The organism is Microbacterium sp. LMI13-1-1.1 (assembly GCF_040815625.1).
Lineage (GTDB): Bacteria > Actinomycetota > Actinomycetes > Actinomycetales > Microbacteriaceae > Microbacterium > Microbacterium forte.
In genome coordinates, this window is sequence record NZ_JBFPNL010000001.1 from 959,290 (window position 1) to 973,617 (window position 14,328).

A 14,328-nucleotide genomic window follows, 5' to 3' on the forward strand; every position below is an offset into this window, starting at 1 on the left:
CGATGGCCAACTCGATTTCCGAGCAGTACGCGAATGTCGACTTCTCCCCCATCCAGGCTCTCACCGACGGCGAGGTGATCACGCACTCTCCCGTGCGTGACATCCGCCTCGCGTCGGGCAAGGTCCTCGCGCTGATCACCCTCGACAACGGACGCGACCACAACCGCCCGAACACTCTGGGACCCGCCACGCTCACCGCGCTCGGCGAGACCCTCGACGGGCTCGCCGCCCGCGCCGCTGCCGGAGAGATCCAGGCGGTCGGCATCACCGGCAAGCAGTACATCCTCGCCGCCGGCGCCGACCTCTCCGACATCAGCAAGGTCGGCTCGCGTGACAACGCCCGCCTGATCGCGCAGCTCGGTCACAAGGTGTTGGGCAAGCTCGGCGAGCTCGGAGTGCCGTCGTTCGCGTTCGTGAACGGCCTCGCGCTGGGCGGCGGTCTGGAGATCGCGCTGAACTCCAGCTACCGCACAGTCGACGCCTCCGCAGCGGCGATCGCGCTCCCCGAGGTCTTCCTCGGGATCATCCCCGGGTGGGGTGGGGCATACCTTCTGCCCAACCTGATCGGAATCGAGAACGCTCTCGAGGTCGTCATCTCGAACCCGCTCAAGCAGAACCGGATGCTGAAGCCGCAGCAGGCCTTCGATCTCGGCATCGTCGATGCGATCTTCCCCGCGGCCAACTACCTCGAGAACTCTCTCGCCTGGGCGGATGCGGTCCTCGGGGGCAAGAAGGTCGAGCGCAAGAACGAGCCGGGCAAGATCGAACGACTCACCAAGTGGCCGATCGCGATCAAGATGGCCCGAGGCATGCTCGAGTCGAAGATCGGCACCGTTCCGAAGTCTCCGTATGCCGCACTCGACCTGCTCGACAAGGCGAAGAGCGGAACGAAGGCCGAGGGCTTCGCCCGAGAAGACGAGGCCCTCGCCGATCTCGTGACGGGTGACCAGTTCGCCGCCTCGATGTATGCCTTCGATCTGGTGCAGAAGCGCGCGAAGCGCCCGGTCGGCGCTCCCGACAAGGCGCTGGCCAAGAAGGTGAGCAAGGTCGGCATCATCGGCGCCGGCCTGATGGCCAGCCAGTTCGCGCTGCTGTTCGTGCGCAAGCTGCAGGTGCCCGTGCTGATCACCGACCTCGACCAGGCGCGCGTCGACAAGGGAGTCGCCTACATCCACGAGGAGATCGGCAAGCTCGAGGCGAAGGGTCGCCTCGACGCGGACTCCGCCAACAAGCTCCGGGCGCTCGTGACCGGCACCACCGACAAGAGCCTCTACGCCGACTGCGACTTCGTCATCGAGGCCGTCTTCGAAGAGGTCGGCGTCAAGCAGCAGGTGTTCGGCGAGATCGAGAAGGTCATCGCCGAAGACGCCATCCTCGCGACGAACACCTCGTCGCTGTCTGTGGAAGAGATCGGCGCGAAGCTCGCTCACCCCGAGCGCCTCGTCGGGTTCCACTTCTTCAACCCGGTCGCGGTGATGCCGCTGATCGAGATCGTGAAGACACCGGGCACCTCCGAGGCCGCGCTGTCGACGGCGTTCGTCGTCGCCAAGAACCTGGGCAAGAACGCGGTGCTCACCGCCGACGCCCCGGGCTTCGTGGTGAACCGGCTGCTGGCGGAGGTCATGGGCGAAGCAGCTCGCGCGGTCTACGAGGGCACCCCGATCACGGACGTCGAGAAGGCCTTCGCGCCGCTCGGCCTTCCGATGGGTCCGTTCCAGCTGATCGACCTGGTCGGCTGGAAGGTCGCCGCTCACGTGCAGGACACGATGGCGCACGCGTTCCCCGACCGCTTCTATGCGAACGAGAACTTCCATGCGCTCGCGGAGCTCGATGCGGTCGTCGAGAAGGACAAGGGTGGTCGCGTCACCGGCTGGACGAAGCAGGCAGAGAAGCTGCTGAAGCCCGCCGTCGGCAAGACGCCGGCGTCAGCAGAGACGATTCTGCAGCGCGTGCAGGACGGCCTTGCGAGCGAGATCAAGCTGATGCTCGACGAGGGCGTCGTGCCCGAGGTCGAGGACATCGATCTGTGCCTCATCCTCGGAGCCGGCTGGCCGTTCATCGACGGCGGCGCATCGCCGTACCTCGACCGTGAGGGCGCCTCGCAGCGGGCGTTCGGCGGCGAGTTCCACACGCCGCAGGTCCGCGGCATCGAGAACCGCTGATCTGAACATCGGAGGGGGTCGCCATCAGGCGGCCCCCTCCGTCGTGTCTACAGCGGCGGGCGCTGATCGGCCTCGCAGCGGCGGGGCCAGTGCGACAGAGCGCGCTCGGCGAGCGCGGTGATCGTCAGCGACGGGTTTACCCCGGGGTTCGCCGGCACGGCGGCGCCATCTACGACGTGCAACCCCGGGTGACCCCATACCCGATGGTAGAGATCGACCACGCCGGTCTCGGGGGTGGACGAGATCACGGCGCCTCCGAGGAAGTGAGCAGTCAGCGGGATGCCGAAGACCTCGGGCCACGAGCCTCGGGCCGCAGCCGGAACGCCGCCCTCCTCCTCGACCCGCGCTGCGATCGCCGCGGCCGCGCGGTGCGCCTGCGGCAGATGACTGGGGTTCGGTTCGCCGTGTCCCTGCGCACTGGTCATGACCAGCCGCCCGAACCGTCGCCGGAGTGACAGCGAGAGGGAGTTGTCGACCGTCTGCATCACGAGCGCGATGATGCCGCGTTCACTCCAGCGTCGAAGTGAGCCCAGACGCAGCTGACGGATCGGCGCACGCACGAATTGAGCGATCAGACTCGCCAGTCGTCGTCCGAGACCGCGATCACCGGGCACCATGATCGACGCGAGCGCCCCCATGAGGTTCGATCCCGGCCCGTACCGCACATTCTCGACGTGCGTACTCGCATCGATGTGGAACGAGGTCGTGATCGCGACGCCGCGCGCGAGCTCGAGGGAGGCCGGGACAGCAACGGCGACGGCGCCGTCGAGAGCCTCCGAGTTGGTCCTGGTGAGGCGGCCGACGGCGTCGGACACCCGTGGAAGGGCTCCGGCGCGTTTCATCCGATGCAGCAACTGCTGCGTGCCCCAGGTCCCCGCTGCCAGCACCACCTGGCGTGCGCGGACGGTGCGGCGCTCGCTCCGGAACCATGCCCCGCTTCGCTCCGTCGTCACCGAGAAGCCGCCGCCGGGGAGTTCGCGCACCTCGGTGACGGTGCGCAACGCCTCGATGACGACACCGCGCTTCTCGGCGAGGGCGAGATAGTTCTTCATCAGTGTGTTCTTGGCGCCGACGCGGCATCCGACCATGCAGTTGCCGCAGAGCGTGCAGCCTGTGCGGTCCGGACCCTCCCCTCCGAAGAAGGGGTCCGCTGTGCGCTCGCCGGGCTTGCCGAACCAGACCCCGACAGGTGCGTTGCGGAATGTGCTGCCCACTCCGAGGTCGTCGGCCGCGCCCGCCATGATGCGCTCGACCGGGCCCGTGTGCGGATAGCGTTCCACCACTCCGAGCATCCGCTTCGCTGTCGCATAGTGCGGCGCGAGGTCGGTCTCCCAATCCGCGAGAGCACTCCATTGCGGGTCGTCGAAGAACGCGCCGCCGGGCTGATACAGCGTGTTGGCGTAGTTGAGGGAGCCCCCGCCCACCCCTGCTCCCGCGAGGATCATCACATGAGGCAGACGATGGATGCGTTGGATGCCGAAGCATCCGAGCTTCGGCGCCCACAGATAGCGGCGGACGTTCCAGTTGGTCTTCGGGAAGTCCTCGTCCTCGAAGCGACGACCCGCCTCGTACACGCGCACGCGATAGCCCTTCTCCACCAGCCGCAATGCGGCCACCGAGCCGCCGAACCCCGAGCCGATGACGACGACCTCGTCGTCGAAGGCCCCGCTGTCCTGCGCATCGCGCGAGGTATCGTTCATCGCTGCTCCTGCGCAGTCGTGGGCACCAGGATCGTCAGAGCCGACCGGCGGATTCCGATGGTGCACTCGCTCTCGGCGATGCGCTCTCCGTCGGCGTAGACGACGAGCCCCGGGGCGCTCACCGTCACGGAACGAGCCTGGCGACGGGTCACCTCGGGTCTGGTCAGATGCGCTCCGCGCAACAGCAGCGGGAACAGGTGCAGCAGCCGAAGCCGAGTCAGCGGCGCGACCTGCACGATGTCGAGCAGCCCGTCGTCGGCGGCGGCGCCGACGCACAACGGCATGCCCCCGCCGTAGCTCTCGGTGTTGCCCACCGCGACGAGCGTGCCGGGCGCGTGGATGGGCGCGGCGCCGTCGACGGAGACCGTGAACTCCATCGGCCGGAGGCGCACGAGCTCCACGATCAGGGCGAGGTAGTAGCGCAGCACACCGTGCGGCCAGCGCAGCCGGTTGGTGCGATCACTGACCTTCGCATCGAACCCGAGCGCGGCGATCGTCAGAAATGGATCGACACGCCCCGCCGCGCGTATCTCACCGATGTCGATCGCTCGGGGAACGCCGGTCAGCACGAGCTCCGCCGCGGCGACCGGGTCGCGGCGGGGCAGACCCAGAGCTCGAGCGAGGTCGTTGCCGGTGCCGGCCGGCACCAGGACGACCGGCACCCCGGCTGCGCACACCGCGTCGAGGATGGCGGAGAGCGTGCCGTCTCCTCCGACGACGACGAGCACGCGAGGACTCTCACGGAGCGCCTGTGCCACCAGGATCCGGCTGGACGCGGCCGACTCTCCCGTGTAGACGCGCACGTCCAGATCTCGGGCGCGGAGGTGGGCGAGCGCGGCTTCGGCCTGATGCGCTCCGCGCCCCTTGCCGGCGAACGGGTTCGACAGCACGGCGATGTGCTCAGCCATGTCAGGCCGACCGATCCGACATGATGACCGCCCCCGGGTTGAGGATCCACGTCGGGTCGAGCTCGCGCTTGATGGCCGCGAGGATCCGCACGCCCGTCTCGCCGATCTCCTTCTCGAGCCATGGGGCATGATCGCGACCGACGGCGTGGTGATGGCTGATCGTGCCACCCGCCGCGATGATCGAGTCGTTCACCCGTCGCTTGATCTCCGCCCACGCCTCCAGGGGGTCGGACCGAAGGTTCGCGAGCACCGTGAAGTACAGGGAGGCTCCGGTCGGATAGACGTGTGAGATATGGCACATCACATAGGACTTGGCACCGGCCGCCGCGAAGCCGCCGCGAAGAGCGGCCGTGATCTCCGCTCGGAGGTGGTGCAGGTTCGACCACGTGGTCGCCGTCTCCAGCGTCTCGCAGAACACCCCCGCATCCAGCAGGGAATCACGCAGATAGGGGCCGTCGAATCGGCCGTCGAGCCATCCCTCCGCGCCGCTCGCTCCGGATGACACGCCACCTGCCGCCGTCAGGATCTCGGAGGTCCGCGCCCGACGCTCGGCGATGCCGTCGCCCTCGTACACGGTGACGATGCTCGCGCCCTTCGCGAGCGCCTTCCCGATCCGGCCCACCTGGGCGAGGCTGACGGCGGTCTCGGCCTCATCGGAGAGACGAATGACCGTGGGGCCGCCTCCGTTGTGGGCCACCTGTCGCAGCCCGTCGACACCATGCGAGAAGTCCGCGAAGCTCCACGACTCGAGGACGCGCTCTCGGGGCACAGGATGGACTCGAACACGCACCTCGGTGATCACCCCGAAGATGCCCTCCGACCCCAGGAAGACTCGGATGAGATCAGGACCGGCAGCGGAGCCCGGTGATCGACCGAGATCGATGTCGCCGGTCGGGGTCGCGACTCTGAGGCCGGTGACCATGGAGTCGAATCGCCCATGCCCCGCCGAGTTCTGCCCCGACGAGCGCGCAGCGGCGAACCCGCCGATCGTGGCGTAGCGGAAGCTCTGCGGATAGTGGCCGAGTTCGAAGCCCTGAGCAGCGAGCAGCGCCTCAGCTTCCGGACCGGTGGTCCCCGCGGCGAGACAGGCCTCGCCGCTCACCTCATCGAGACGGATGAGGCCCGAGAGCCGCCGCAGGTCCAGACTGATGACCGCGCGGTGCGCGCCTCGATCGGGGTCGAGAGCGCCGACCACGCTCGTTCCGCCCCCGAACGGAATCACGGCGATCCCCCGGTCGGCGCACACGCGGAGCAGCGCCGCGACCTCATCGTGGCTTCCTGGCAGCACGACGGCATCCGGAGACGCCTGTTCCCGCTGCCGCCGTCTGAGCAGATCCGGTGTCGAGCGGCCCCCTGCATGGCGGATCCGCGACTCATCCGCCGTGTCGATGTGCTCTGCCCCGACCACCGCCGTCAGAGCCTGCAGATCGCCGTCGAGCAGAGCGGACGGCTCGACCCGCACCTCGGCGAGGTTCACAGCCGTCGCGGGCTTCTGCGGGCGTCCGAGCAGCAAGGGCAGAAGCATGCGCACGGCACGCGGCAGATCTGATGCCCGAGCGGGATCGCCCCAGCCGTTCCAGCGCATCTCCGACCGCACGGCGACCCTGCCGTTCTCTCCGCTCATGCGTTACAGTGTGACACATCATGGAAGAACGTCAAGTACTGGTCGACGTCGGCACCTCAGCGCCCGAATGGGATGCCACGCAATCGCGCATCCTCGACGCCGCAGATGAGCTGATCGTTCGCCGAGGAGTGCACGGCCTGACGATCGCAGAGCTCGCTCGCCGTGCCGGTCACAGCCGGCCCACCGTCTATCGCAGTTGGAGCGATGCCGACGATGTCGTCCGCGCAGCGCTGCTGCGCAGAGTCGCGGTGATCCTCGACCGGTTCCCGGCACATGCAGCCACCCGAAGCGAGCTGGTCGACGACGTCCTGCGCTTCACCGCGCTCTTCCGGGCAGACGCCGTGTACGGGCGGCTTCTCGCTGAAGAGCCCGAAGCATTCACCCGGTACACGCTGCAGCGGGTGGGATCGAGCCAGCGACTGATCCTGGGCTGGCTGGCCACGGCCATCGGATCGGCGCAGCGGGGCGGATCAGTCCGCTGGGGTGATCCGAATGAGATCGCCGTCATGCTGCTGCTCATCGCCCAGTCTGCGGTGCTCTCCCACGGAACGGTCTCAGAGCTCCTCTCCGAGGACTCGTGGGAGCGCGAGTTGCGCGCAGCACTCGACGGGCTGCTCCGGCCATGACCTCTCACTCCCCCGACCTCAACGTCGCGCGTCGGGCCGCAGAACTCCGCCGGACGGGCGACGAGACGGTCGATGTCCTCGTGATCGGCGGGGGCATCACGGGTGTCGGCGTCGCGCTCGATGCCGCAGCACGGGGTCTGAGCGTCACTCTTCTCGAGGCCGAGGACCTCGCGTTCGGCACCAGCCGTTTCAGCTCGAAACTCGTGCATGGCGGACTTCGCTATCTCGCCACCGGCGATGTGGCCACCGCCAAGGAGAGCGCTGTCGAGCGACACCTCCTGATGACGCGGATCGCACCGCACCTCATCCGTCCGCTCGGCCAGCTCCTGCCCTTCACGACCGGGGTGACCGCGCGCCAGCGTGCGGCCGGGACTGTCGGGATGGCGATGGGAGACCTGCTGCGCATACGAGCCCGCACGCCGAGCCGGTTCCTGCCACCGCCGCGCCTCGTCTCGGCTCGAACGGCTCAGCGCCTCGTCCCTTCGCTCTCCCGAGCGGGCTTGCGAGGAGGGATGCTCTCGTACGACGGTCAGCTCGTCGACGATGCGCGCCTGGTCGTCACGGTCGCCAGGACTGCGGCGAGTCACGGCGCTCGCATCCTCACACGGGTGCGGGCGCTCGAGCTGCGCGGCGACGGCGCCATCGCTCAGGACGTGCTGACGGACGAGCGCCTGGATATCCGGGCGCGAGCGGTCGTCAACGCCACCGGTGTCTGGGCCGGGAGTCTCGATGAGTCGATCACGGTGCGGCCCAGTCGCGGGACGCATATCGTGCTCGACGCGGCCGATCTCGGCGACCCGTCGGCCGCGCTGACGATTCCGCACGAGGGTTCGATCAGCCGCTACGTGTTCGCTCTGCCGCAGCAGCACGGAAGCGTGATCGTCGGACTCACCGACGAGGACGCTCCGGGGCCGGTGCCGCGCGTTCCTGTGGCGACCGAGGGCGACATCGCGTTCCTGCTCACGAACCTCAACCGAGTGCTGTCCGTGCCGATCACTCGGGACCAGGTGCGCGGATCATTCGCCGGGCTGCGCCCACTCGTCGACACCGGCGCGACCTCGACGGCGGATATCTCCCGTCGTCATCTCGTCGCGGTCTCGGAGAAGGGCTTCGTCAACGTGCTCGGCGGCAAGCTGACCACCTACCGACGGATGGCTGAGGACGCGGTCGACCTGGCCGTGGAGACGGCAGGACTCGGAGCGGGCCCCAGCAGCACGGCGACCCTGCGGCTCACCGACACCGCCGTCGCCGTTCCCGCCGGCGACAGCGTGGGCCGCGGACCTGTGTCGCGCGCCACCATCGAGTTCGCCGTCCGCGCCGAGGGCGCGATGACCGCAGGTGATGTGCTCGACCGGCGCACGCGCGTCGGCCTCGTGGACGCGGACCGCGAGCGGCAGCGTACAGCCGTCGAATCCACCGTCGCCGAAATACTCGCCACTCTCTCCTGACAGGGCCGCACCACCGGGACCGACCCGCCCCCTATCCGCCTCGCGGCAGGCCGGGTAACGAGCGCGGAACAGCGCATGAACACCTTCGCGTGCGCCTCGAAGATGGCGATCCGCCCGCGCCCGAGGGGGCACAGTGGTGGCATGGACATGCTCCTCTCGATGCTGGGCGGCAAGGGAATGTCGGGCCTCTTCAAGACCGGCACTGCGATCCTCACGATCCTGCTGGTCGTGCCGGCGCTGTTGAAGATCTTCATCGTCACGGTCGATGAGGGGTGGGCTGCGATCCGCACGCGGAACGGCAAGCCGATCATCCGCAACCGACCGCAGCGTCGACCGTCATCCCGAGGCGGAGCGGTCGGAGAGGTCGTCGTGCTCGACCCGGGATCCCACGGCGCATTCCCGCTCTTCTATTGGTACCGCCTCATCGACGTGCGGTGCCGTGCCACCGATCTGCCCGCGCGAGAGATGACCGGGGCGAACGGACATCAGCACCGCGTGCATGCCTCGTTCGAGTGGCGTCCGATCCCGACCGGGCGAGATCTCCGGGTCTTCGAACTCGATGTCGTCAACGTCAAGGAACGCGCCTCGAACATCGTCGGGGCGGCGCTGCGAGACGTCATCCGAGGACTCGACGGCGCCGAGCTGCCGCACAACGACGAGATCAACACCCGCGTGATCGCTGCCAGCGCCGAAGAGGTGCGCCGGGCGTGCGGAGTCGAGCTCGTGCGCGTCATGGTCACCGGCGATGCCCTGACCGACGGCTACCTGCTCTCGACCGCTCTCCGTGACTCCGATCGCGGGGCCCAGGCGGTCGCCGCCCTCCACGCATTGAACTGATCGTCGGGTTCGCTGACTCCTCGGCCTTCCTCGGCCGGGACCGGAATGCGACGTCGATCAGCTCCGCTCGTGCAGCGGCAGGTCGATCGATCCGTTCGCGCCGGCATCCCGTGCAACGGGGATTCGCGTTCCGAGCACCTGGGAGACGACGTCCTGCGCGATCTTCGACGCGGTGAGGCCTGCATCCGCGAGGATCTGGTCCCTCGATGCATGATCGATGAACTCGTCCGGCAGCCCCAGCTCGTCGACGGCCGTGTCGATGCCGGCTTCGCGAAGGACCTGACGAACGCGAGTGCCGATGCCGCCGACGCGGATGCCGTCTTCGATGGTGATCACGAGGCGATGCCGCGCGGCCATGCTCACGATCGAGGGCTGCACGGGAATCGCCCACCGGGGGTCGATGACCGTCGCGCCGATGCCCTGGGCACGAAGCCGCTCGGCGACATCCATCGCGAGAGCTGCGAACGGGCCGATGGCCACCAGCAGGACATCCTCCGACTCACCCCTGGCCAGCACGTCCACGCCGTCGTGCAGGCGCTCGATCGCCGGCAGCTCGGGCGCGACGTCGCCCTTGGGGAAGCGGATCACCGTCGGGGCGTCGTCCACGAGGACGGCCTCGTCGAGAGCCTCCGTCAGCCGCGCGGCGTCTCGTGGTGCCGCGATGCGGATGTGCGGGACGATCTGCAGCATCGCGAGGTCCCACATGCCGTGGTGACTGGGCCCGTCGGGTCCGGTGACACCCGCACGATCGAGAACGAAGGTGACGCCCGCGCGGTGCAGCGCGACGTCCATGAGCACCTGGTCGAACGCGCGTCCCATGAAGGTCGCATAGAGGGCCACGACGGGATGCAGTCCGCCGAACGCGAGGCCCGCGGCGGAGGCCACCGCATGCTGCTCGGCGATGCCCACGTCGTACACGCGGTCGGGGAAGCGCTCGGCGAACGGAGCGAGCCCCGTCGGGCGCAGCATGGCTGCCGTCATGGCGATGACGTCGTCGCGACGCTCGCCGACCGAGACCAGGGCGTCGGAGAACACGTCGGTCCAGCCGGTGCCGCCCGACGAGAGCGTCTCGCCCGTGGTCGGATCGATGCGCCCGACAGCGTGGAACTGGTCGGCCTCGTCGTCTCGGGCGGGCTGGTATCCGCGGCCCTTCTCCGTGATGGCGTGCACGATGACCGGTGCACCATAGGACTTCGCGAGCTCGAGGGTCTCGAGGAGTGCCGGGAGGTCGTGCCCGTCGACGGGACCGAGGTATTTGATGTCGAGGTTGGAGTACAGCGCCTCGTTGTTGGTGAAACGCGACAGGAAGCCGTGGGTGCCACCACGCACGCCGCGGAAGACCGCGCGACCGACGGGCCCGAACGCCCGGAAGAGCCGGTCCGACTTGTGGTGCAGGTCCTTGTAGGCCGCGGCGGTGCGCACGCGGTTGAGGTACCGCGACATCCCGCCGATCGTCGGAGCGTACGAGCGCCCGTTGTCGTTGACGACGATCACGAGATTACGGTCGTTGTCGTCGGAGATGTTGTTGAGGGCTTCCCACGTCATGCCACCCGTGAGCGCACCGTCGCCGACCACCGCGACCACGTGACGATCGCCGCGACCGGTCGCGGTCAGCGCACGGGAGACTCCGTCGGCCCAGCTGAGAGAGCTCGACGCGTGGGAGGACTCGACCACGTCGTGCAGGCTCTCGCCGCGCTGGGGGTAGCCCGCGAGTCCACCGCGGACGCGGAGGGACGAGAAGTCCTGGCGTCCCGTGAGCAGCTTGTGCACGTAGGACTGGTGGCCGGTGTCGAAGATGAACGGATCGTCGGGCGACGAGAAGGTCCGGTGCAGAGCGATCGTCAGCTCCACCACTCCGAGGTTGGGGCCCAGATGGCCGCCGGTACGGGACACGTTCTCGACGAGGAACTCGCGCACCTCGCCGGCGAGTTCGATGAGCTGCTCCGTCGAGAGGGAGTCGAGATCACGGGGTCCTGAGATGCTCGGAAGAATGGGCATCTGCACCTCCTCTTAGGCACCGTTGGCGGCATCCGATTCCGGTTCGAAAGCCTGATCGATCCTACCGCGGCCATCCGTGAAAGCTCGGAGAACGCCTCGCCCCTTGACACGGACCCGCACACGCGAAAGGGCCCGGTTCAGAAGAACCGGGCCCTCGTCGTCGCTGTGATCAGACCAGCGAACGCAGCACGTACTGCAGGATTCCGCCGTTGCGGTAGTAGTCCGCCTCACCGGGGGTGTCGATGCGGACGACCGCGTCGAACTCCACGACCTGCTTGCCCTCGGGCGAGTCTTCGGTCGGGGTGGCGGTCACACGGACCGTCTTCGGAGTGGTGCCGTTGTTGAGCTCCTCGAGACCCGTGATCGAGACGACCTCGGTGCCGTCGAGACCCAGCGACTCCCAGCTCTCGCCTGCGGGGAACTGCAGCGGGACGACGCCCATTCCGATGAGGTTCGAGCGGTGGATGCGCTCGAAGCTCTCGGTGATGACGGCCTTGACGCCCAGCAGGCTCGTGCCCTTGGCCGCCCAGTCTCGCGACGAGCCGGAGCCGTACTCCTTGCCGCCGAAGATGACAAGGGGCGTGCCCTGCTCCTGGTAGTTCATGCTCGCGTCGTAGATGTACGACTGCGGTCCACCGGGCTTCGTGAAGTCACGGGTGAAGCCACCCTCGACGACCTGGCCGTCGTTGACGGCCGAGACCATGACGTTCTTCAGGCGGATGTTCGCGAACGTTCCGCGGATCATGACCTCGTGGTTGCCGCGGCGCGATCCGAAGGAGTTGAAGTCCTTGCGGTCGACGCCGTGCTCGGTGAGGTACTGAGCCGCAGGGGTGCCGGGCTTGATGTTGCCGGCAGGCGAGATGTGGTCGGTCGTGACCGAGTCACCCAGCGTCGCCATGACTCGCGCGCCCTCGATGTCGCGCACCGGGGTGAGCTCCATCGTCATGCCGTCGAAGTACGGCGCCTTGCGCACGTAGGTCGAGTTCTCGTCCCACTGGAAGATGTCGTCGTCCGGGGTGGGCAGGCTGCGCCAGCGCTCGTCGCCGTCGAAGACGGTGGAGTACTGCTTGATGAACTGCTCACGCGAGATCGACGAGTCGACGAGCTCCTGGACCTCGGCCGGGCTGGGCCAGATGTCCCTGAGGAAGACGTCTTCGCCGTCGGTTCCCTTGCCGAGCGCATCGTTCTCGAAGTCGAAGTGCATCGAGCCTGCCAGCGCATAGGCGATGACCAGCGGCGGGCTGGCGAGGTAGTTCATCTTCACGTCGGGGCTGATGCGTCCCTCGAAGTTGCGGTTTCCGGAGAGCACGGCGGTCACGGCGAGATCGTGATCGTTGATGGCCGCGGAGACCTCCTCGATCAGCGGGCCCGAGTTGCCGATGCAGATCGTGCAGCCGTAGCCGACGGTGTAGAAGCCGAGGCCCTCGAGGTCCTTGTCGAGACCGGACTTCTCGTAGTAGTCGGTGACGACCTTGGATCCGGGGCCGAGTGTGGTCTTGACCCACGGCTTCTGCTTGAGCCCCTTCTCGAGCGCCTTGCGGGCGACCAGACCCGCGGCGATCATCACCGAGGGGTTCGAGGTGTTGGTGCACGAGGTGATCGCCGCGAGGGTGACCGCGCCGTTGTCGAGGATGTACTTCTCACCGGACGGAGTCGTGACCGGCACGGGCTTCGACGCGTGCGCCGGAGCCCCGCTGTTGATGTGCACGGGGCGAGTCGTGGTGGGCTCCTCCTCGCCGGGGACCGAACCGGGGTCGGATGCCGGGAAGGAGTGCTTCGACTCGAGATCGACGACGGAGTCCGACGTCGACGCCGAGGCGTACGCGAGGATGTCCTGCTCGAACTGCGACTTGGCGTCGGAGAGGAGGATGCGGTCCTGCGGGCGCTTCGGGCCGGCGATCGACGGCACCACGGTGCCGAGGTCGAGCTCGAGGTACTCGCTGAAGACGGGCTCCTGCGAGGCGTCATGCCAGAGCTTCTGCTCCTTGGCGTAGGCCTCGACCAGCGCGACGGCCTCTTCGCTGCGACCCGTCAGGCGCAGGTAGTCGAGGGTGACGTCGTCGATCGGGAAGATCGCCGCGGTCGAACCGAACTCGGGCGACATGTTGCCGATGGTGGCGCGGTTCGCGAGCGGCACCGAGGCGACGCCCTCGCCGTAGAACTCGACGAACTTGCCGACGACGCCGTGCTTGCGCAGCAGGTCGGTGATCGTGAGGACGACGTCGGTCGCCGTGACACCGGCCGGGATCTCGCCCGAGAGCTTGAAGCCGACCACGCGCGGGATGAGCATCGACACGGGCTGGCCGAGCATCGCGGCCTCGGCCTCGATGCCGCCGACGCCCCAGCCGAGCACGCCCAGACCGTTGACCATGGTGGTGTGCGAGTCGGTGCCGACGCAGGTGTCGGGGTATGCGCGCAGCACGCCGTCGACGTCGCGGTCGTAGATGACCTTGGCCAGGTGCTCGATGTTCACCTGGTGCACGATGCCGGTCCCCGGGGGAACGACCTTGAAGTCGCTGAAGGCCGTCTGGCCCCAGCGCAGGAACTGGTAGCGCTCGCCGTTGCGCTCGTACTCGATCTCGACGTTGCGCTCGAGAGCGTTCTCCGAGCCGAAGAGGTCGGCGATCACCGAGTGGTCGATGACCATCTCGGCGGGCGAGAGCGGGTTGATCTTGTTCGCGTCGCCACCCAGTGCGGTGACGGCCTCGCGCATGGTGGCGAGGTCGACGATGCAGGGAACACCGGTGAAGTCCTGCATGACCACACGGGCCGGCGTGAACTGGATCTCGGTGCTCGGCTCAGCCGCGGCATCCCAGGAGCCCAGGGCTTCGATCTGCGCCTTCGTCACGTTCGCGCCGTCCTCGGTGCGAAGCAGGTTCTCGAGGAGGACCTTGAGACTGAAAGGGAGCTTGTCGAAACCGGGCACCGTGTCGATGCGGAAGATCTCGTAGTCGGTGCTGCCGACCGTCAGGGTGCTCTTGGCACCGAAGCTGTTCACCGTGGACACGATTCCGTCTCCTTCTAT

At 68.0% G+C, this 14,328-nt stretch carries 9 protein-coding genes; 4 read left to right on the top strand and 5 right to left on the bottom strand.

Features of this window, described 5'->3' with window-relative positions:
- The first annotated feature begins 2 nt into the window (after positions 1–2).
- The gene (locus MRBLMI13_RS04655; protein ID WP_367820102.1) at positions 3–2,162 is read left to right on the top strand and encodes a 3-hydroxyacyl-CoA dehydrogenase NAD-binding domain-containing protein; all 2,160 of its coding nucleotides are present in this window, start codon (positions 3–5) and stop codon (positions 2,160–2,162) included.
- Positions 2,163–2,209: 47 nt separating this feature from the next.
- Here the strand turns inward: MRBLMI13_RS04655 and MRBLMI13_RS04660 are convergent, their stop codons facing one another.
- From MRBLMI13_RS04660 to MRBLMI13_RS04670, 3 genes are read right to left on the bottom strand one after another with little or no spacing between them, the layout of a single operon-like run.
- Positions 2,210–3,862, bottom strand: coding sequence for a GMC oxidoreductase (locus tag MRBLMI13_RS04660; protein WP_367820100.1), 1,653 nt, complete (start codon positions 3,860–3,862; stop codon positions 2,210–2,212).
- Positions 3,859–4,770 (bottom strand): YegS/Rv2252/BmrU family lipid kinase, encoded by a 912-nt coding sequence (locus MRBLMI13_RS04665; RefSeq protein WP_367820098.1) that lies wholly within the window; start codon positions 4,768–4,770, stop codon positions 3,859–3,861. Before MRBLMI13_RS04665 ends, MRBLMI13_RS04660 begins: the two co-directional genes overlap by 4 nt.
- Before the next feature lies 1 nt (position 4,771).
- A complete protein-coding gene (locus MRBLMI13_RS04670; RefSeq protein WP_367820096.1) occupies positions 4,772–6,394 on the bottom strand; it encodes an FAD-binding oxidoreductase in 1,623 nt (540 codons plus the stop codon).
- A gap of 20 nt (positions 6,395–6,414) precedes the next feature.
- On the opposite strand from MRBLMI13_RS04670, the gene MRBLMI13_RS04675 reads away from it, so the two are divergent.
- From MRBLMI13_RS04675 to MRBLMI13_RS04685, 3 genes are all read left to right on the top strand, one after another.
- On the top strand, positions 6,415–7,020 hold the full coding sequence (locus MRBLMI13_RS04675; RefSeq protein ID WP_367820094.1) for a TetR/AcrR family transcriptional regulator: 606 nt from the start codon (positions 6,415–6,417) through the stop codon (positions 7,018–7,020).
- Positions 7,017–8,468 (top strand): glycerol-3-phosphate dehydrogenase/oxidase, encoded by a 1,452-nt coding sequence (locus MRBLMI13_RS04680; protein WP_367820092.1) that lies wholly within the window; start codon positions 7,017–7,019, stop codon positions 8,466–8,468. Before MRBLMI13_RS04675 ends, MRBLMI13_RS04680 begins: the two co-directional genes overlap by 4 nt.
- A gap of 141 nt (positions 8,469–8,609) precedes the next feature.
- On the top strand, positions 8,610–9,305 hold the full coding sequence (locus MRBLMI13_RS04685; RefSeq protein ID WP_042540289.1) for an SPFH domain-containing protein: 696 nt from the start codon (positions 8,610–8,612) through the stop codon (positions 9,303–9,305).
- A 57-nt stretch (positions 9,306–9,362) separates the two neighbouring features.
- On the opposite strand, the gene dxs is transcribed toward MRBLMI13_RS04685, so the two are convergent.
- Together dxs and MRBLMI13_RS04695 are read right to left on the bottom strand one after the other, a co-directional pair.
- Positions 9,363–11,303: a 1-deoxy-D-xylulose-5-phosphate synthase gene (gene dxs / locus MRBLMI13_RS04690; RefSeq protein ID WP_042540225.1), complete on the bottom strand. Its 1,941-nt coding sequence runs from the start codon at positions 11,301–11,303 to the stop codon at positions 9,363–9,365.
- A 169-nt stretch (positions 11,304–11,472) separates the two neighbouring features.
- Positions 11,473–14,310 carry an aconitate hydratase gene (locus MRBLMI13_RS04695; RefSeq protein ID WP_042540223.1) on the bottom strand — a complete coding sequence of 946 codons (2,838 nt, stop codon included), beginning with the start codon at positions 14,308–14,310 and terminating at the stop codon, positions 11,473–11,475.
- Positions 14,311–14,328 lie beyond the last annotated feature (18 nt).

Coding starts and splice junctions, on each gene's coding strand:
- dxs (WP_042540225.1), bottom strand. CDS start 11,303: ATGCCCATTCTTCCGAGCATCTCAGGACCCCGTGATCTCGACTCCCTC.
- MRBLMI13_RS04685 (WP_042540289.1), top strand. CDS start 8,610: ATGGACATGCTCCTCTCGATGCTGGGCGGCAAGGGAATGTCGGGCCTC.
- MRBLMI13_RS04675 (WP_367820094.1), top strand. CDS start 6,415: ATGGAAGAACGTCAAGTACTGGTCGACGTCGGCACCTCAGCGCCCGAA.
- MRBLMI13_RS04665 (WP_367820098.1), bottom strand. CDS start 4,770: ATGGCTGAGCACATCGCCGTGCTGTCGAACCCGTTCGCCGGCAAGGGG.
- MRBLMI13_RS04680 (WP_367820092.1), top strand. CDS start 7,017: ATGACCTCTCACTCCCCCGACCTCAACGTCGCGCGTCGGGCCGCAGAA.
- MRBLMI13_RS04655 (WP_367820102.1), top strand. CDS start 3: ATGGCCAACTCGATTTCCGAGCAGTACGCGAATGTCGACTTCTCCCCC.
- MRBLMI13_RS04660 (WP_367820100.1), bottom strand. CDS start 3,862: ATGAACGATACCTCGCGCGATGCGCAGGACAGCGGGGCCTTCGACGAC.
- MRBLMI13_RS04670 (WP_367820096.1), bottom strand. CDS start 6,394: ATGAGCGGAGAGAACGGCAGGGTCGCCGTGCGGTCGGAGATGCGCTGG.